18 protein-coding genes are annotated in these 18,367 nt (G+C 74.2%); 8 read left to right on the top strand and 10 right to left on the bottom strand.

The annotated features are described in order from the left end of the window. The first annotated feature begins 44 nt into the window (after nt 1-44). Nucleotides 45-728 carry a glycerophosphodiester phosphodiesterase gene (locus CP970_RS38160; RefSeq protein ID WP_055549110.1) on the top strand — a complete coding sequence of 228 codons (684 nt, stop codon included), beginning with the start codon at nt 45-47 and terminating at the stop codon, nt 726-728. 21 nt (nt 729-749) lie between these two features. Here CP970_RS38160 and CP970_RS38155 read toward each other — a convergent pair whose 3' ends face one another. Next, nucleotides 750-1,301: a GNAT family N-acetyltransferase gene (locus CP970_RS38155; RefSeq protein ID WP_055549108.1), complete on the bottom strand. Its 552-nt coding sequence runs from the start codon at nt 1,299-1,301 to the stop codon at nt 750-752. 69 nt (nt 1,302-1,370) lie between these two features. On the opposite strand from CP970_RS38155, the gene CP970_RS38150 reads away from it, so the two are divergent. From CP970_RS38150 to CP970_RS38140, 3 genes are all read left to right on the top strand, one after another. Continuing rightward, on the top strand, nt 1,371-1,763 hold the full coding sequence (locus CP970_RS38150; RefSeq protein ID WP_055549106.1) for a VOC family protein: 393 nt from the start codon (nt 1,371-1,373) through the stop codon (nt 1,761-1,763). Between the two features lie 85 nt (nt 1,764-1,848). Further along, nucleotides 1,849-2,499 (top strand): class I SAM-dependent methyltransferase, encoded by a 651-nt coding sequence (locus CP970_RS38145; RefSeq protein WP_055549105.1) that lies wholly within the window; start codon nt 1,849-1,851, stop codon nt 2,497-2,499. A 136-nt stretch (nt 2,500-2,635) separates the two neighbouring features. Next, nucleotides 2,636-3,982 (top strand): NAD(P)/FAD-dependent oxidoreductase, encoded by a 1,347-nt coding sequence (locus CP970_RS38140; RefSeq protein WP_055549102.1) that lies wholly within the window; start codon nt 2,636-2,638, stop codon nt 3,980-3,982. Here the strand turns inward: CP970_RS38140 and CP970_RS38135 are convergent. The 6 genes from CP970_RS38135 to CP970_RS38110 all read right to left on the bottom strand — a co-directional run bounded on the left by CP970_RS38135 (nt 3,974) and on the right by CP970_RS38110 (nt 12,402). Continuing rightward, nucleotides 3,974-6,382 (bottom strand): penicillin acylase family protein, encoded by a 2,409-nt coding sequence (locus CP970_RS38135; RefSeq protein ID WP_055549100.1) that lies wholly within the window; start codon nt 6,380-6,382, stop codon nt 3,974-3,976. The genes CP970_RS38140 and CP970_RS38135 overlap by 9 nt on opposite strands. Nucleotides 6,383-6,414: 32 nt before the next feature. Next, nucleotides 6,415-7,242, bottom strand: coding sequence for an SDR family NAD(P)-dependent oxidoreductase (locus CP970_RS38130; protein WP_224058944.1), 828 nt, complete (start codon nt 7,240-7,242; stop codon nt 6,415-6,417). A 35-nt stretch (nt 7,243-7,277) separates the two neighbouring features. Next, nucleotides 7,278-8,711 carry an aldehyde dehydrogenase family protein gene (locus CP970_RS38125; protein ID WP_055550691.1) on the bottom strand — a complete coding sequence of 478 codons (1,434 nt, stop codon included), beginning with the start codon at nt 8,709-8,711 and terminating at the stop codon, nt 7,278-7,280. Next, nucleotides 8,708-9,964 (bottom strand): M20 family metallopeptidase, encoded by a 1,257-nt coding sequence (locus CP970_RS38120; RefSeq protein WP_055550693.1) that lies wholly within the window; start codon nt 9,962-9,964, stop codon nt 8,708-8,710. The genes CP970_RS38125 and CP970_RS38120 overlap by 4 nt, the downstream gene beginning before the upstream one ends. A 192-nt stretch (nt 9,965-10,156) precedes the next feature. After that, nucleotides 10,157-10,693: a MarR family winged helix-turn-helix transcriptional regulator gene (locus CP970_RS38115; RefSeq protein ID WP_055550695.1), complete on the bottom strand. Its 537-nt coding sequence runs from the start codon at nt 10,691-10,693 to the stop codon at nt 10,157-10,159. Beyond that, nucleotides 10,690-12,402 carry an FUSC family protein gene (locus CP970_RS38110; protein WP_055550697.1) on the bottom strand — a complete coding sequence of 571 codons (1,713 nt, stop codon included), beginning with the start codon at nt 12,400-12,402 and terminating at the stop codon, nt 10,690-10,692. The genes CP970_RS38115 and CP970_RS38110 overlap by 4 nt, the downstream gene beginning before the upstream one ends. A 216-nt stretch (nt 12,403-12,618) precedes the next feature. Between CP970_RS38110 and CP970_RS38105 the strand changes: the two genes are divergently transcribed. Further along, a complete protein-coding gene (locus CP970_RS38105) occupies nt 12,619-13,179 on the top strand; it encodes a DUF5134 domain-containing protein (RefSeq protein WP_150494512.1) in 561 nt (186 codons plus the stop codon). Between the two features lie 44 nt (nt 13,180-13,223). Here the strand turns inward: CP970_RS38105 and CP970_RS38100 are convergent, their stop codons facing one another. Then, nucleotides 13,224-13,865, bottom strand: a complete 642-nt coding sequence (locus CP970_RS38100) for an HAD family hydrolase (protein WP_191095004.1) — start codon at nt 13,863-13,865, stop codon at nt 13,224-13,226. A gap of 1,049 nt (nt 13,866-14,914) precedes the next feature. On the opposite strand from CP970_RS38100, the gene CP970_RS38095 reads away from it, so the two are divergent. The 3 genes from CP970_RS38095 (at nt 14,915) to CP970_RS38085 (ending at nt 17,372) form a co-directional block, all read left to right on the top strand. Continuing rightward, nucleotides 14,915-15,850 (top strand): M56 family metallopeptidase, encoded by a 936-nt coding sequence (locus CP970_RS38095; RefSeq protein WP_150494510.1) that lies wholly within the window; start codon nt 14,915-14,917, stop codon nt 15,848-15,850. A gap of 114 nt (nt 15,851-15,964) precedes the next feature. Beyond that, nucleotides 15,965-16,669 (top strand): phosphatase PAP2 family protein, encoded by a 705-nt coding sequence (locus CP970_RS38090; protein ID WP_150494509.1) that lies wholly within the window; start codon nt 15,965-15,967, stop codon nt 16,667-16,669. Between the two features lie 10 nt (nt 16,670-16,679). Further along, nucleotides 16,680-17,372 (top strand): HAD family hydrolase, encoded by a 693-nt coding sequence (locus tag CP970_RS38085; protein ID WP_055549441.1) that lies wholly within the window; start codon nt 16,680-16,682, stop codon nt 17,370-17,372. Between the two features lie 14 nt (nt 17,373-17,386). Here the strand turns inward: CP970_RS38085 and CP970_RS38080 are convergent, their stop codons facing one another. Both CP970_RS38080 and CP970_RS38075 read right to left on the bottom strand, forming a co-directional pair. Beyond that, the gene (locus CP970_RS38080; RefSeq protein ID WP_079043645.1) at nt 17,387-17,851 is read right to left on the bottom strand and encodes a (4Fe-4S)-binding protein; all 465 of its coding nucleotides are present in this window, start codon (nt 17,849-17,851) and stop codon (nt 17,387-17,389) included. A 27-nt stretch (nt 17,852-17,878) separates the two neighbouring features. After that, nucleotides 17,879-18,124, bottom strand: a complete 246-nt coding sequence (locus CP970_RS38075; protein WP_055549443.1) for a DUF2630 family protein — start codon at nt 18,122-18,124, stop codon at nt 17,879-17,881. Between the last annotated feature and the right edge of the window lie 243 nt (nt 18,125-18,367).

Raw genomic sequence — 18,367 nt, 5'->3', positions numbered from 1 at the left:
CGCCGTACGGCCGCCGAGCCGCCGTCGACGGAAGCGAGTGGACCTTGAACCTCCTCACCATCGGTCATCGCGGGGTCATGGGCGTCGAGCCCGAGAACACCCTCCGTTCCTTCATCGCCGCGCAAGCCGCGGGCCTGGACCTCATCGAGCTCGACCTGCACCTGAGCAAGGACGGCGCCCTCGTCGTCATGCACGACGCCGACGTGAGCAGGACGACCGACGGCAAGGGGCCCATCGCCGAGAAGACCCTCTCCGAACTGCGGGAACTCGATGCGGGGCGCGGCGAGCGCATCCCCGTCTTCGAAGAGGTGCTCGACGCCGTGCAGGCGCCGTTGCAGGCCGAGATCAAGGACGTCGCGGCCGCGCGCGCCCTCGCCGACGTCATGCACAGCCGCGATCTGGTCTCCCGGGTGGAAGTCATCTCCTTCCACGACGAGGCGATCGCCGAGATCGCCCGACTGGTGCCCGGGGTGCGCACCGCGCTCGTCGCCAGCCGCTACGGCACCGACGTCGTGCAGCGCGCCACCGCCGTCGGCGCCACCACGCTGGTCCTGAACATCCGGCGATTGACCCTCGAGATCGTCGAGCACGCGAGGAAGGCCGACCTGCGGATCATCGGCTGGGTCGTGAACACGCAGGACGACCTGCGTCTGGTGCGCGCGCTGCAGTTGGACGGTGCGACCACCGACTACCCGGAGATCAAGCGGACCGGACGCTTCACCGCGTGAACCGCCCGGTGCCGCCCGCGCTCAGTCGAGTTCCTTGACGAGGAGTTCGAACTCCAGGTCGTCCCGCTGCGGAAGGCCGAAGCGCTCGTTGCCGTACGGGAAGGGCGTCGTCTTTCCCGTACGGCGGTAGCCCCGCCGCACGTACCAGGCGATGAGGTCCTCGCGCGCGGTGAGCACGGTCATGTGCATCGCGCGGGCGCCCCAGGTGGTCCGCGCGACGCGCTCCGCCTCGGTGATGATCGTCTTGCCGAGGCCCGCGCCCTGCAGGGCGGGGCTCACCGCGAACATGCCGAAGTAGGCGTGGTCGCCGCGGTCCTGGAGCTGGCAGCAGGCGGCGATGGCGCCCTCGTGCTCGACGATCATCAGGCGGCTCACCGGCGACTCGATGACCTCGGCGACCTCCTGCGGGTCGGTGCGCTGCCCCTCCAGGATGTCCGCCTCCGTGGTCCATCCCGTGCGGCTGGAGTCCCCTCGGTACGCCGACTCGACGAGCGCGACGAGTGCGTCGACATCGGCGAGGGTGGCATCGCGGAAGGTGAGCTCGGCGGGGTGGGGACGCGGGGCGGTGTCCATGGCGCTGTTCTCCGATCTGGCGCAACGTGCGGCTCCGCCGAGCCTAACGCGCCACTAAGGTGCGGCCGCATGGTGCATGTACTGAGCAGCAGGATCCTTCTCCGTCCCACCGACCCGGAGCGCTCGCGCGCCTTCTACGGCGACGCCCTCGGCCTCGCCGTGTACCGCGAGTTCGGCACGGGCCCCGAACGCGGCACGGTCTACTTCCTCGGCGGCGGCTTCCTGGAGGTCTCGGGCCGCTCCGACACCCCGCCGTCCCCCGCCCTCCAGCTCTGGCTCCAGGTCGCGGACGTGCGGGCGGCGCACGAGGAGCTCACGGAGCGCGGCGTCGAGGTGGTGCGGAAACCGGTGCGGGAGCCGTGGGGCCTGATCGAAATGTGGATCACGGACCCGGACGGCTGCCGGATCGTGCTCGTCGAGGTGCCCGAGGACCATCCGATCCGCTACCGCCCGGGGATCTGACCACGCGGGGGCCGAGCCCGCTACCGCCCGGGGCCCCGCGTGGCAGCATGGGCCCGTCGCCGAGCCGTAGTGGGAGGCAGCCGCCATGTCCGACCTCGACAGCCAGACCCCTTACTGGGACGCCGCCGCACCGACGAAGACGTTCACGCACCCCCTCCACGCCCCGTGGCTCGCGGACGTGCCCCGCGACGCGGCGGTCCTGGACTACGGCTGTGGCTACGGCCGGACCATGGCGGCCCTGGCACAGCTGGGCTTCGGGGACCTCTCCGGTGTGGACACCTCACCCGCGATGCTCTCCCGGGCCCGTGACCTGCACCCCTCGATGCGGTTCGCCGTCCTCGACGCGCCCCCGGCCCTTGACCGACCCGACGCGAGCGTCGACGTGGTCGTCCTCTTCGCGGTCCTCACCTGCGTGCCCCGGGACGCCGCCCAGCACGGGCTGATCGCCGAACTGCGCCGGGTCCTGAGGCCCGGCGGCCTGCTCTGCGTCAGCGACCTGCTCCTCCAGGACGACGCGCGCAACCGCGAGCGGTACGACCGCTTCGCCGAGCGCTACGGCGCCTACGGGGTCTTCGAGACGAGCGACGGCGCGGTCTGCCGCCATCACACCGAGCACCGGCTGCGCTCCCTGCTCGACGGGTTCGACGTGGTCGACGACCGCCGGATTACCGTCTCGACGATGAACGGGCACGAGGCGGCGGGCACGCAGTTCCTGGCCCGCAGGCCCGTCGGGTAGCACGGGCCCCCAGGATGTGAACCACGTCACACCACCAATCCATCCGGAATGCGGGGGTACAAGGCCACAGGTACGGTCCACAGAAGGTCTCCCACAGCCCTGAAGTCGATCTCCCACAGCTCAGGAGAGACATCACATGGCAGCCCCCCGGATCCTCATCGTCGGCGGCGGATTCGCCGGCATGGAGTGCGCCCACAAGCTGGAGAGGAAACTCTCGTCCCACGAGGCGGAGCTGCGGCTCATCAGCCCCATGGACCACCAGCTCTACCTCCCGCTGCTCCCCCACGTGGCCGCCGGGGTGCTCACCCCGCAGTCGGTCGCCGTGCCGCTGCGCCGGATGCTGCGCCGCACGGTGATCGTGCCCGGCGGCGCGGTCGGCGTCGACACCAAGGCCAAGGCCGTGGTCGTCCGCAAGATCAACGGTGAGGAGGTCGTCGAGCGCTACGACTACCTGGTCCTGACCCCCGGCAGCGTCACGCGGCAGTTCGACATCCCCGGGGTCGACCGCCACGCGGTGGGCGTCAAGACGCTCGCCGAGGCCGCCTGGATCCGCGACCACGTCATCTCCCAGCTCGACCTGGCCGCCGCGAGCTCGCACCAGGAGGAGCGGGAGCAGCGGCTGCAGTTCGTCGTGGTGGGCGGCGGGTACGCCGGTACGGAGACGGCCGCGTACCTGCAGCGTCTGACGAGCGCCGCCGTGAAGCGCTACCGGGGCCTCGACCCGTCCCTGATCAAGTGGCATCTCGTGGACGTGGCCCCGAAGTTGATGCCCGAGCTCGGCCCGCGGCTCGGCGACAAGGCGATGGCCATCATGCAGCGCCGGGGCGTGCACGTCTCCCTCGGCGTGTCCGTGGCGAAGGTGACCGAGGACACGGTGACCCTCACCGACGACCGCGTCCTGCCCTGCCGCACCCTGATCTGGACCGCCGGGGTCGCGCCCAGCCCGCTCATCGCGACGCTCGGCGCCGAGACGAACCGCGGACGGCTCGTGGTGCGGCCCGATCTGACGGTCCCCGGGCTCGACGGCGTGTTCGCGCTCGGCGACGCGGCGGCCGTGCCGGACGTCGTCAAGGGCGGCGAAGCGATCTGCCCGCCCACCGCGCAGCACGCGATGCGCCAGGGCTGGGCCGCCGCCAAGAACGTCACCGGGGCGCTGCGCGGCTTCCCGCTCGCCGACTACCGGCACAAGGACCTGGGCCTCGTCGTCGACCTGGGCGGCAGCCAGGCCGTGTCGAAGCCGCTGGGCGTGCAGTTGACCGGCCTGCCCGCCCAAGTGGTGGCGCGCGGCTACCACTTGGGGGCGCTGCGCACCCTGACCGCCCGCTTCCGCACGGCCGCCAACTGGGGGCTCAACGCGGTCGCGGGCGACGACTACGTGCGCACCGGCTTCCAGGCCCAACGCCCGGCCACGCTCAAGGGGTTCGAGATGACGGACGCCTATCTGTCGCCGGAGGAGATCAGCGAGCGGGTGGAGTCAGCGTGAGCCTCCGGGCGGCCTGAGGGTGATGGTGGCCGCCGTGTGCTTCGCCACCTGCCCGCGCGAGTAGAGCAGGGGGAAGGCGGCGTCGGCGGCCCACGCGTCGAAGAGGTCGGCGTAGTGCGCGCTGGCCGGATCGCCGGACTGTCCCGGTGAGTTCATCGCCACCGAGTCGTCCCAGGAGCCGACGTCGACGACGAGTCGGAAGGTGGCGCCGGTCGTCTGGCGAAAGCCGCTGCCGTACGCCGCGGCGCCCACCGTGTCGGCGCTGCCGCCGCGCGGCAGGGGCCCGACGGACGCCCAGTCGGGCACGGGGCGCCCGTCGAGCAGGGCGGCGACGGGGTGTCGCGGGTGCGCGTGGAGCAGCGCGCCCCACGACCAGCCCGCGGGGTCGGGGCCGAGCAGCCCGGAGACCTCGCCGAACGCGGTGGCCAGGGTGGCGCGCAGCAGTGCCGGGTCGGGGTCGGCGGCGAGCAGGTCCAGGTCGATGCGTGGATCGGCGGCGACGTCCTCCACGGGCAGGATCCGCGCGAGGGCACGCGCGGATCCCGCGCGGTCGGACCGTTCTTCGGAGTCGGCCCCTTCGCCGGTGAGCCCGTCGATCCCGTCGATTCCGTCAAGCCCGTCGATTCCGTCGAGCGCCCGGCGCAGCAGCGCGGGCCGCAAGTGGCGCCGGTACCAGACCTCGAAGAGCGCGGCCGCCGCCGAGTCCGCCGTCAGGCGCGCGTCCCAGTCGACGAGCAGATCGAGCGCGGCGGCGACGGGGGCGGCGAGCGGTTCGCCGTCCGTGCCGCGCGCCGCCGCGAGGAACTCCCGCACCCGGCGCGCGGGCAGGCTGAGCTGGTCCGTCTGCAGCCGTACGCAGTCCTCGACCGTCCAGCCCGAGCGCGCGGCCAGCTCCTCGCCGATGCGGTCGCGCCGGGTCGGGGCGTACCAGTCGTAGGTGACCGTCGCGCTGTCGTGCGGATGGTCGGGCGGCAGGTTCATCTCGTTGGCCGTGGCGAACCAGCCGCGCTCGGGGTCACGCACCGACGGCAGCTCGTCGATGTCGAGGAAACCGTCCCATTCGTACCGCCCGTCACCCGGCACCGGCAGCGTGCCGTCCCAGCCCCTGCGCACGGGGACCCGGCCCGCCGGGCGCCAGCCGATGGTGCCGTCGGGGGCGGCGTACACCTGGTTCTCGCCGGGTGCGCCCCAGCGGCGCAGCGCGGCGACGAAGGCGTCGGGGTCGCGGGCCCGCATGTAGTCCACGCTGCCGAGGTAGGGGGCCATGCCGGGGCCGAGCCAGGCGGCGCGGACCGCGAACGCCGCGTCGCGTTCGGGGTGTTCGCGGATCACCGGGCCGTGCCGGGTGAACCACAGCTCGACGGTGACGGGGTCGCCGCCGCGCACCGGGATCTCCTCGGTGACCGGCGTCATCGGCTCCCAGCGCCCCTGGTACCAGTACGCGTGCGGCTCTTCCGGGTCGGTGCGGTAGACGTACAGGTCCTCCTGGTCGATCGGGAAGATGGTCAGGCCGAACGCGAGGTGGCCGTTGTGGCCGATGGAGATGCCGGGCAGCGCGGGCTCGCCCGCCCCGATGACGTCGATGCCGGGCGCCGAGAGGTGCGCGAGGTAGCGCAGCGCGGGCAGGGTGATCGCGCGGTGCGGGTCGTTGGCGAGCAGCGGGCGGCCCGTGGCGGTGCGGGAGGGCGCGATGACCCAGTTGTTGGAGCCGTCCAGGCCCTGCCGGGGTGTGCTGTCCGCGGCCCAGGGCGGGGTGGTCGCCAGGGTGTAGACGCGCAGTACGTCGTCGGGGATGACGGTGAGGTCGAGGCCCTCGGGGACGCGCACCCGGTGCGGGGCGGGGTCGCGGCGTCGGCGCAGCTCCTCCACTTCCGTGCCGTGGTCGCGCAGCGTGAGGGCGCGGGCGACCTCGTCGTGGAGGTTGTACCGCAGTCCGTGGCTGCGGATGCGGGCCACGTCGGAGGGCTCCCAGTAGGCGGGCTCGTACTCCAACAGGCCGAACTCCGGAGGGCTTTGGTCCGGTTCTTCGCGGCAGAGCGCGACGTAGGCGTTGACGCCGTTCACGAACGCGGTCGTGATGCGCTCCGTGTCGTCGCCGTACGCGCGCCACTCCTCCCCCATGTCCCCGCGGTAGAGGAAGAGGCGTGCGGCCCGGTCGTGTTCGACGTACGACTCCCCCAACACCTCGGCGAGCAGGCCGAGTCCGCGTCGCCGCCACAGGTCCAGCTGGAAGAGCCGGTCGCGGGCCGCGTTGAAGCCCTGGGCGAGGAACAGGTCGTCCTGGGACGCGGCGTACAGATGCGGGACGCCCCACGCGTCGATCAGGATCTCCACGGGCTCGGCGAGCCCCGGAACGGAGTACTCCGTGGTCGTCGCCTCGCGGTTCTCCGTGCGGGACATGCTGCTCCTTCTCGGGTCGTACCGGTCAGTCGTCACAGGGGCGGGTCGTAGCGTCCGTCGACCGCCGTCCAGCCGCCGTCGACGCTCAGCACGCTGCCGGTGACGAAGGTCGCCGCGTCGGAGACGAGATAGGCGACGGCTCCGGCGATCTCGTCGGGCCGCGCCCACCGTTTGAGCGCGGACGCCTGGGCGTACGCGTCGAACCAGGCGGGGTCGGCGGCGATCTGGTCGGTCAGCGGGGTCCGCACTACGCCGGGCGCGATCGCGTTGAACCGCACCCCGTGCGGCCCCCACTCGGCGGCCGCGGTCCGCAGGAGCTGGATGAGACCCGCCTTGGCCGCCGCGTAGGCACCCTGCCCCGGCTCGACCTGGAACGCCCGCATCGACGCGAATCCGACGACGCTACCGCGCCCGCGCCCGGCCATGCCGGGGGCGACCGCCTGGATGAGGGTGAGGTAGGACCGCAGGTTGAGCGCGACGACGCGGTCGAATTCGTCGAGGCGGTAATCGGCGATGCGCTTGCGGATGTTGACGCCGACGGTGACGACGAGCCCGTCGAGCGGCTCCCACCCGGCGGCCGCCGCCCGCACGGCGTCGGGATCGAGGACGTCGAGCACCTGCGCGACAGCGCCGCCCCGGCGGCCGGGCTCCTGTGCCCCGACCCCGCCCGCCCCCTGCGTCGCCAGGCGCACCGTCTCCGCCGCCCCCGCCTCGTCCCGGTCGGCGACGACCACATCGGCGCCCTGGGCGACCAGTGCCCGCACGGCCTCGCGCCCGATGCCTCCGGCTCCGCCCACGACCGCGACGCGCCGCCCGTCCAGCCGGAACAGATCCCTGTACGTGGCGTACTCCATGTCCATGGTGCTGCCGCCTCCCTCACTCACGGGCCCGCCGCTCACGGCCGGACGACCGCCATCCGTGTCACCGTCAGTTCCTCGATCGCGAAGCGCGGTCCCTCGCGGCCGCTGCCCGAGTCCTTGACCCCGCCGTACGGCGCGATGTCGCTGCGGTAGCCGGGCACTTCGTTGATCACGACGCCGCCCGCCTCCAGCTCTTCCACGGCGCGGAACGCGGTGTCCAGGGCACGCGTGAACACCGCGGCGTGCAGGCCGTAGCGGCCCGCGTTCACCAGGTCGTACGCGGCGGTCAGATCAGGCACCGCGCGCAGGCAGACGACCGGGCCGAAGATCTCCTCGGCCCAGGCGGGTTCGTCGTCGGGCACCCCGGCGAGCAGCGTCGGCACCACGCAGCGGCCCGCGCGGGTGCCGCCGTGCACCAGGCGGGCACCGGCCGCCCTGGCCCGCGCGATCCAGTCGATGACCCGCTCGGTGGCCGCCTCGTCGATGAGCGCGGAGACCCGTGTCGCCGGGTCCCTCGGGTCGCCCACGGTCACCTCGGGCAGCCGCCGCGCGATCCGCTTCTCCAGTTCGTCGGCGACCGCGTCGACGGCGACGACCCGCTGCACGGCGATGCACGCCTGCCCCGACGCGTAGTAGCCGCCGCGCAGTACGGCGTCGGCCGCCGCGTCCAGATCGGCGTCGGCCGCGACCACGAGCGCGGCGTTGGAGCCCAGTTCCAGGACGGTCCTGCGGGGCGCGGCGGCACGCGCGATGCGGTGGCCGACGGCCGCCGAGCCGGTGAAGGAGACCGCGGCGACGCGCGGGTGGGTGACGAGGGCGCTGCCGACTTCCGCGTCCCCGGTGACCAGTTGGACGGTTCCCGCGGGCACGCCCGCGGCGGCGAGCCGCTCACGCACCAGGTGCACGAGCCGCAGCGTGGCGAGCGGGGTCGCGGGCGCCGGTTTGACGATGACGGGGCAGCCCGCGGCGAGGGCGGGCGCGATCTTGTGGGAGGCCAGCAGGACGGGGTAGTTGAATCCGGCGATGCCGACGACGACGCCGATGGGCCGCCGCGTCCAGAACCCGAAGAGGCCCTCCCCGGACGGCTGGATGTCCAACGGCACGGTCTCACCGTGCAGATGGGCCACCTCGTCGGCCGCCGCCTGCCAGGTGGCCACGGCCCGCCGCATCTCGACGTCGCAGTCCACGCGCGGCTTGCCGGTCTCCAGGACGAGCAGGTCGACCAGGTCGGGCAGCGCGTCCGCGAGGCCGTCCGCGACCTCGACGAGCACCCGGCGCCGGGTGTGGGCGGGCAGCGCTCCGACCCGTTTGCGCAGCGCGTCCGCGTGCTCGACGGCGCGCCGCGCGAGCGCCGCGTCGCCGACCGGGGCGCGCCCGATCTCTGCGCCGTCGTAGGGGAAGGTGACCGCGGCCGTGCCGGGCGCGGGGACCCATCCGTCGCCTACGGGGAGCCCTTCGGGGTACGTCATCGGGCGCCTCCGGCTCCGGTACCGGCTCCGGCTCCGGCTCCGGCTCCGGCTCCGGTGAGGAAGGCGCGGGCGGCCGCCGCGTACACGCGCGTGTACTCAGCGATCTCGCGCACCTCGACGTACTCGTCCTTCTGGTGGGCGATCCACTTGCCGCCGGGACCGTAGACGACGGTGGGGAGCCCCGCGTCGCGGGTGAGGATCGTGCCGTCCGTGGTGCCCGGCACGGCGCCGAACGGCGGGTCCTCGCCGTGCACTTGGCGGTGCGCGTCGACCAGCGCGGTCACCACGGGGTGGTCGTCGGCGATCTCGACGGCGGGCCGGTCGTCGACGACGGTCAGGGCGACGTCCACGCCGACGCCCGCGGCCGCCCGCAGCGCCGATTCCCGCACCCGGTCGATGAGTTCGGCGTGGTCGGTGCCGGGGTGGGTGCGCACGTCGACGCCGACGACGCCGTGCGCGGGGATGACGTTGAGCTGGTCGGGGTCGCCGCCGAGCAGCACGGTCGGGGTGACCGTGACGCGGCCCGCGCGCGGATGCGCGCCGTAGCGCGCCTGGGCCCACTCCTGGACGTCGGCGAGCGCGTCGACGACGCGGGCTCCGGCCACGATGGGGCTCCTGGCCTCCTGCGGCATCGCGCCGTGCGCCATGACGCCGTGCAGGTCGATCCTGAGCCTGATCCCGCCGCGCGCCGAGGTGCACACCTCGTACCCCTCGGGCTCGCACACGATGACGCCGTCGACGGTGCGCGCCAGCGGGGACGCGGCGAACGCCTTCGCGCCGAGCATCAGGCCTTCCTCGTCGCAGAGCACGCCGACGACGACGCGGCCGGGGAAGGGCCCGGCGAGCTGCAGGGCGCGTACGGCGTAGATCATGGCGGCGACGCCGGACTTCATGTCGGCGGAGCCCCGCCCCCACAGCCTGCCGTCCCGGATCTCCGCGCCGTACGGGTCGACGCTCCAGTCGGCCGCGTCGCCCTCGGTGACGACGTCGATGTGCCCCTCGAACATGAGGGTGGGCCCGGCGCCCCCGCCGCCCTCGACCACGGCGACGGTGTTGGGGCGCCCCGGCGCGACCTCCACGACGTCGTACGTCCAGCCGAACGCGTCGAAGAGGCGCTGCACGAGGAGGGCCGCGGGCCGCTCGACCTCGGTGGCTCCCGCCGCGTTCACGGTGCGCAGCCGCACCAGGTCCCGGGTGAAGGCGATCGCGGCGTCGGTGTCTACGGCGGGGAGGGCCGGGGGTGCGGTGGCCATGGAGAACCTCCAAGTCGTCCGGCTGACCGCGCCGTCGACCGTCGGATCCGTTCGGGCCCACCGACCGGTCAGCTGGTCAGACCAGTTGAACTCCCTGACTCTGCCGCCACGTTGAGCCCCCGGTCAACCATCAGATCTTGGTCGCCCCGCACCGAACGAGCCACCGTGGAGGGGCGATGACCGCGGACGTACTCAGATCCTGCGCACTCCGAGACGCCCTTCGAGCTGCCCGAGCAACTCGCCGAGCAGCGAGCTCAGTTGGCCCTGTCCAGCCGTGTCAAGCACGGAGAGCACCACCGTCTCGTACGCGAGTTGCTCGGGAAGCAGCGCGTCGACCAGGTCGCGTCCCGCGTCGGTGAGTCCGACGTGCGCGACGCGGCGGTCGCGGGCGTCGGTCCTGCGGTCGACCAGTGCGCGCTCCTGGAGCTGCTTGAGCCGTTTGGTGACCGCGGCACCGGAGGAGAAGGTCTCGCGGGCCAGCTCACCGGGGGTCAGCTCGTGCCCGGTGCGGCGCAGCGCGCCGAGCAGGTCGAACTCGGCGCGGGTCAGCCCCGCGCGGCGCAGCGGGGCGTCCTCGGCCTGTTGCAGGAGGGCCGCACAGCGGTTGATGCGGCCGATCACCTCCATCGGCCCGGTGTCGATGTCGGGGCGCACCGTGTGCCACTGCCGCACCACCGCGGCCACGGTGTCCCCACCGAGGCCCGCCACCGGACCGTTCTCTTCTGTCATGCTCGTGCGCCCTCCCAGGCGTCCGCGACGCCCGCACGGGGTCGCGTCCCCTGACCGTTCTCACCGCTCCGTCGTCGGACCGTCGCCGCGAGCGTACGGTGTCCGGCGCGCTCGGCGTCGACCACCCGCTGTTCGGGCAGGGCCCGCTGCCACCATTCACCGGCCGCCGCGTCGGCCGCGGCGCGCAGCTCGACGAGGGCCGCGGTGAGGCGGCGGCGCGCGGGTTCGAGTGGTTCCGTGCCCGTGAGCGAGGCCTCGGCCCGCTCCCTGGCGCGCGTCGCCGTGTCGATGGCCCGCTCGATCTGGTCGCCCGCGCGCCGGTTGGTGACGGCGACGGCGGCGAGGATGCCGAGCACCGCGCCCACCAGGGTGTCCACCACGCGGTCGACCATCAGTTCGCCGGGCTGCTGGAACCTCGCGAACTCGGTGACGAGCAGCGCCATCGGCGTCACGCACACCGTGCCCAGCCAGTAGTTGCGGCCCATCAGCGCCTCCGCGCAGAAGGCGAGGGCGAGACAGCTGACGATCAGCTCGGCGTGGCCCAGATGCGCGAACGGCGCGACGGCGGCGAAGGCGAGGACGCCCACGAGGCTGCCGACCACCCGCTGCACACCGCGGTTCCAGGTGAGCGTGACGTTCGCCTGATAGAGGGACGCGGCAGTGACGAGGGCCCAGTAGGGACGCCCGATGCCGAGCGCGAGCGAGGCGTATCCGGCGAGCGCGCAGCCGACCGCGGTGCGCAGCGCGATGGGCAGCAGCGGGGAGCCCGGGGCGAGCCGCCGCCACAGCGGCGTGCGCGGCCCGGCGAGTTCGACGTCGACACCGAGCAGCTCGTCGCGCTCCCCTTGCCGTACGTCACGGGGGCGCGGGACGGCGCCGGTGCCGCGCAGCCCGGCGGCCCAGGCGCGCAGCTCGACGGTGTCCGCGGCGGCGGGCACCGCGAGGGTCTCGTCGGCGCGGACGACGAGGCGTGCCAGGGCGCGCCGGGCAGCACCGGGCGATCCCGCGGCGAGCAGCGACTGCCAGGCGGCGTGCACGGCACCTGCCGCGGCGGCGCGGGCCCGCTCGGTGGCGGGTCCGGTGGCGTCATCGGCGCGCGCGGCGTCGGCGTAGGCGGCCGCGGCGCCAAGGGCGCGGGCGGTGGCCCTGCGCTCGGGTCCGTGCGGACGCACCAGGGCGGGCGCCATGCAGACGAGCCAGGCCACGGCGCCCCCGGCGAGGGTCAGCGCGAGATGCCCGGGGACCTGGCCGATGCGCTGCGGCGCGAAGAGGCTCGCCGAGCTGATGAAGGTGAAGATCAGGTGCCCGGGCGGCCCGATGCGGGTGGCGTCGCAGAGCGTCTTCTGTACGGCGGCGAGCACCGCGCCGACCGCGACGAGGACGACGGCGGCCCCGGTCAGCGACGCGGTGACCAGCGCGACGCCGATGCTCGCGGCCATCCCCAGGACGACCCAGACGAGCGCCCTCGCCCGGGCGGCGTAGGGGAGGTTGTGGGCGTACAGCGCGCAGAACGTTCCGGCCATCGTGTACATCACGAGGTCGAGCCGCCCGATGGCGAGCAGCGTCAGGTTCGGTATCGCGGTGGCGACGGCCACGCTGGAGGCGGGCTTGAACCAGATGTCGGACGGCCTGCCCGGGCGCAGCACACCGGCGAGCGGGAGTCGGCGGACGCGTACGGGGCGGATCGGGGAGGGCGGTGCACTGCTCATACCCAGAACCTTAGCAAGTGTTTTACCTGCGAATCATTTTCGGCGCACGACGCCCCACCGCGCACCACGTCCCCCACCTCGCGCCACTCCCCCGCCTCGCACCGCGACGCCCCTGCCCGCTCCCCTTGTGCTCCCGGTGCACCCCCGTGCGCTCGCGTACGGCCCCGCGGACCCGGGCATCGACCCGACGGACACCGTCGACTGGGGAGGTGCGCGGTGCACGGACCGGTGCAGGCCGGCTGGCTGCTCGTCACGCTGTGCGCGGCGACCGGGGCCTACTGTCTGCTGCGGATGCGCAGCCGGATCGAGGAACAGCGCCGCACCGCGGGCGGCGAGGCGCTCATGGGGTTCGCCATGGCCCTGATGGCGGTGCCCGCCGCGGTCGTGTCACCACCCCGCTGGGTCTGGCTCGCCTACGCGGCGGTGTTCGGCGCCGCGGCCCTGCGGGCCCTGTGGTCCGCCCGCACCGGCCGCCATCATCTGCACCATCTGATCGGCGCGTTCGCCATGGTCTACATGTCCGTCGCGATGACCATGACGCCCATGGCGCACGCGGGCCACGGCAGTTCGGGGGCGCCCGTCCTGACCGGTGTGTTCCTCGTCTACTTCGCCGTGTACGTGCTGCGCTCCGGCACCCGCCTGGCCCCGGCCCGCACCGCCGCCGCCCCGGCGGGCCCGCCCCCCGTGCCGCTCGGCTGGGCCGACCGTCCCGAACTGGCCCTCGCCTGCCGGTTGTCCATGGGGATGGGGATGCTGGCGATGCTGCTGACCCTCTAGGGACGGGGCCCCTCGGTATCCCTGCTCTTCGGCGCCCGGGCTCTTCAGCGCGCGATCAGCGAGGCCAGCGAGGTGAGGCTGTCGATCTGCCAGTCCGCGGCCTCCGCCACGGCCTCGTCGTTCGCCCACAAGTGACCCCAGGGGCCCCTGCGGATGTGTGCCGTGCGCAGTCCTGCCTGGCGCGCGGGGAAGATGTCGTCGGCCGGGTGGTCGCCCACGTAGAGCGTTTCGCGCGGACCCGCCTGGGACACCTCGAGCACGCGCGCGAAGAAGGCGGGGTCCGGCTTGGCCACGCCCCAGTCACCCGATGTGACGACGAGGTCGGCGGGCAGGTCGAGGTCGCGGAGGAGTTCGGCGGCGCGCGAGGTCTGGTTGCCCGCGACGACGACGCGGAGGCCGAGCTTCTGCAGACCGCCCAGGGCCGGACGCACGTCCGGGTAGAGGTCGGTCTCGTCGAGGTGCTCGCCGCGGCCCGCCGCCTCGCGTGCGTGATAGGCCGAGGCGATGTCCATGTCCGGGCTGATCAGGCGCAGGGCGTCGGCGCCGTTCCCGCCGCGCGCGACCACGGCTCCGACGAGCGCGGAGACGGTGTGGCGCGGCACCTGGAGCCAGTCGGCCCAGGAGGCCCAGTGGCGGTCGTCTTTGGTGAGGGTCTCGCCCACGTCGAACACGATGGTCTCGATCATCACAGGGACATTACGGCGTCGGAGGGCCCCGGCGTCCCGCACGACTCGGCCGCACGGGTGAGGAGCCACCGAAGGAGCATCCGAGCTCGCGCAGGTGTTTGAAGCGGGCGCGGTGAGGGAGGTGGGGACGCCCCTCGGCGGAGGGTGGCGCGGGCGCGGGGACGCCCCTCGGCGGAGAGTGGCGCGGGCACGGGGACGCCCCTCGGCGGAGAGTGGCGCGGGCGCGGGGACGCCCCTCGGCAGAGCGTGGCGCGGGCGCGAGAACGCCCCCCGGCGGAGGGTGGCACGGGCGCGAGAACGCCCCCCCGGCGGAGCGTGGCACGGGCGGCGGGCACACCCCGACGGAGAGAGGCGCGGGCTCAGGCACGCCCCTCGGCAGAAAGTGGCGCAGGCGCGAGAACACCCCCCCGGCGGAGCGTGGCACGGGCGGCGGGCACACCCCTCGGCAGAGCGTGGCGCGGGCGCGGGGACGCCCCTCGGCAGAGCGTGGCGCGGGCGCGAGAACGCCCCCCGGCGGAGGGTGGCACGGGCGCGAGAACGCCCCCCCCCGGCGGAGAGAGGCGCGGGCTCAGGCACGCCCCTCGGCAGAAAGTGGCGCAGGCGCGAGAACGCCCCCCGGCGGAGCGTGGCACGGGCGGCGAGCACGCCGCTCGGCAGAGCGTGGCACAGGCGCGAGCACGCCGCTCGGCAGAGCGTGGCACGGGCGGCGAGCACGCCGCTCGGCAGAGCGTGGCACGGGCGGCGAGCACGCCGCTCGGCAGAGCGTGGCACAGGCGCGAGAACGCCGCTCGGCAGAGAGTGGCGCAGGCGCGAGAACGCCGCTCGGCAGAGCGTGGCACGGGCGCGGGAACGTTCCGGCGGCCCTCGCCCGGCCAGCCCTTCCCCGCGCCCCAAACCCGCTCCACACCCGCCCGGCCAGCCCTTCCCCGCACCCCAGACCGGTTCCACACCCGCCCCGTGCCCGCTCCACACCCGTTTCGTCCGTGGCGTCCGTCACTTGCGCGGGCAGCCCATACCCTCGGGCTGCCCGGCCCTCATAGGCTGGCGGCATGATGGTCCCCGTCGCGCTGTTGCTGCTGGGCGCGCTGACCGCCCTCCTCGCCCCGCGGATGCTCGCACGGGCCGACTGGCCGGAGCGCGAACCGGTGGTCGCGCTGTGGGCGTGGCAGTGCGTGGTGGCGGGTGTCCTGCTCTGCTGCGCGCTCTCGATGACCTTGAGCGCCGCCGCCGCGTGGCAGGCGGTGCGCGGCCACGTCTTCGCCCCCGCGCCGCACGCCGTCGTCGAGGCGTACGCGTTGCAGGCTCCGGGACCTTGGGCCGCGGCCACCGCCGTGGTGCTGGCCTGCGGCGGCATCTGGACCGCGGCGATGCTGACCCGCGAGATCGTGCTCGCGCGCAACCGGCGCGCCACGCGACGGGCCGAACTCCTGGAGCGCGCACCGCTGTTGCCCGGCGAGGAGCCCGGCGCCGACCGTCTCGTCGTCCTGGAGGGCGAGCGTCCCGACGCCTGGTGGCTGCCCGGTCAGGCGCCCCAACTGGTCATCACCACCGCCGCGTTGCGCCGCCTCAAGGGCCGCCAGCTGGACGCGGTGCTCGCGCACGAGCAGGGCCACGCGCAGGCCAGGCACGACTGGCTCCTGCACTGCTCCGGCGCGCTCGCCGCGGGATTCCCGCAGGTACGGGTGTTCGCGGCGTTCCGCGATCAGATGCACCGCCTGGTCGAACTGGCCGCGGACGACGTGGCGTCGCGCCGTTTCGGCCGCCTGACGATCGCCCTCGCCCTGGTCGAACTCAACGAGGACCGGGGCGTGTTCGGCCCCTGCCCCACCCCTCAGGCGCACGTCCCGCAGCGCGTGCACCGGCTCCTCACGGCCCGCCCGCGACTCACCGCGGGCCGCAGGCTGCGCCTGACGGCGACCGCGGCCCTGGTGCCCGTGATCCCGCTCCTGGTGACCTTCATCCCGGGCCTGCGGGCCCTGGGCTAGGGCCTGTCCGGCGGATCGGGGCGCGGTCGCGGGGCCTGGCACGCGCACCCCGGTTCCCCGCCACACCCCTCCCCGGCATGGCCCAAGGCCCGCCCCGTCGGCGAGGATCACTTCATGTACCCCGCGCCACTCGACTCCCCCACCCGTCCCCCCGGTCACCGGGCCGCCCTCGTCGCCGCGCTGCTCTGCGTCCCGTCCGTCCTGCTGCTGCTCCTCGTCGAGCTCAAGTGGCGTCCGCTGCTCACCCTCGACGGCGACATCGCCCGTACGACGCACCGCTGGGCGGTCTCCGACCCCGACACCACCCAGACCTTCCGGGTCCTCACCGACTGGGTGTGGGACCCCTGGACGATGCGGGCGCTGTGCGCGGTGGCCTGCGGGTGGCTCGCGCTGCGCGGGGCGTGGTGGCTCGCCCTGTGGCTCGCCGGTACCTGCGCGGTGGGCTCGGCCGTGCAGCAGTCCCTCAAGGCGGCGGTCGACCGGCCGCGCCCGGTGTGGCCCGACCCCGTGGACTCCGCGAACTACGCGGCCTTCCCCTCCGGGCACGCGATGACGGCGGCGGTGGTCTGCGGCCTGCTCCTATGGCTGCTGCGCAGGTACGACGTCCGGCCCGCCGTGTGGCGCGCGGCGCTGGTCCTCGCCGTGGTCTCCGTCGTGGGCGTCGGCCTGACCCGCATCTGGCTCGGGGTGCACTGGCCGTCGGACGTACTGGGCGGCTGGCTGCTCGGCGCCGTGACGGTGGCGCTCGCCGTCGCGACGTACGCGTACTGGCCCGGCAGGCGCGGCGCCGACCTCACGGCCTCGGGCGCGCCCCGCTAGGGTCGCCCGGATGAAGGCTGTGCTGTTCGACTTCTCCGGGACGCTCTTCCGCGTCGAATCGACCGAGACCTGGCTCGCCGCGGTGCTCGACCGCGCCGGACTCACGCTGCCCGAGGGCGAGTTGGGGCGGACGGCCCGGGCGCTGGAGCGTGCGGGGGCGCTGCCGGGCGGGGCGCCGCCGGAGGCGGTGCCAGGTCACCTCGCCGACCTGTGGGCCACCCGCGACCGCGACGCCGCCTCGCACCGCGCCGCGTTCACCGGCCTCGCCCGCGAGGTGCCGCTGCCCGACCCCGGCCTGTACGACGCGCTGTACGAGCGCCACATGACGCCCGCGGCCTGGCGGCCGTACGACGACGCGGCGGACGTGCTCGCGGGCCTGCGGGAGCGGGGCGTGCCCGTCGCGGTGGTCAGCAACATCGGGTGGGATCCGCGGCCCGTCTTCCGCGCGCACGGCCTCGACCCGTACGTCGACGCGTACGTCCTCTCGTACGCGCACGGCATCCAGAAGCCGGACCCGCGCCTGTTCGCGCTGGCCTGCGAGGCGCTCGGCGCCGATCCGCGGGAGACCCTGATGGTCGGCGACGACCGGCGGGCCGACGGCGGCGCGGCGGACCTCGGCTGCGCGGTGCACTTCGTCGACCACCTGCCGACGGACCAACGCCCCGACGCCCTGCGCCCGGTTCTCGGCCTCGCGGGCCGCTGAGTCCCTGGACCCCGTCAGGCCCCGCACGGTCCCGCGTGGTCGCAGTACGGCTCGTTGCCGCTGCGGCCGCAGCCGCACAGCGTCACCCGGGTCTCGTGCGTCGGCGGCCCGTCCCCGGTGCGGATCCGCAGGTCGCCCCGCAGCACGATCCGGCCGTCGGCCAGGCGCTCCACCGCCGTCTCGGCGGGCGGCGTCTCCCTGGTCCCGTCGTCCCGTGCGTACCGCAGCGCGCCGGACGGGCAGCGCCTGACGACCTCGGCGACCTCGTCGGCGGGCGCCGCGTCGGGCGTGATCCAGGGGCGGCGACCGGTGTCGAAGACCTGCGGCAGGCCGCGCACGCACTCCGCGGCGTGGATGCAGCGTGCCGCGTCGAAGGTGACGGTGAGGGCGTCGCCCCGGTACGGCTTGCCCCGCCCGGCTGCCACGGCGGGCTTCCCGGTCGCGGCGGGCTGCTCAGTCACGGCGGGCTGCTCGGTCATGGCGCGCTCCTCAGGACGGCCGCGCGCTCATGACTGGTACCCCTCGACCTCCGCGACGGGCCGCACCGCCGCCTCGTCGGGGTCCTCGCCGAACTCGCTCTTCGCGCGCCGCTGACGCAGGAGGTCCCAGCACTGGTCGAGCTCGCGCTCCAGGGCGCCGAGCCGCTCGTGTTCCGTGGGGACGTCGATCTCTCCCGCGGCGAGGGAGTCGCGGAGCTTCTTCTCGTCCTCGACCATCGCCGTGATCCGGCTCAGGATCTGCTCCTGGTCCATGTCGGTAACCCTCCTCGGCCCCCCGACCCACTCTAAGGAGACCGCGCCGGATCGGCGAGGAGAGAGGGCACGGCGGCCACAGCGGCACCGCGCGTAGAACAGCCACAGAACGACCCGTGGGCAGGCAACACTCCCCCGCGGTGCTGCCTGCCCCCGGGCCGGTCCAACCCGCGCGGGAACCCGGTGAAGAGTCTCCGCGGCGGGTCGTCTGAGTATATTGGCTCAGGGCCAGTCAACGTAGGA

The organism is Streptomyces kanamyceticus, assembly GCF_008704495.1.
GTDB lineage: Bacteria > Actinomycetota > Actinomycetes > Streptomycetales > Streptomycetaceae > Streptomyces > Streptomyces kanamyceticus.
Note: the sequence above shows the minus strand (reverse complement) of the source record. Positions and strands in the feature narration are given on the sequence as shown.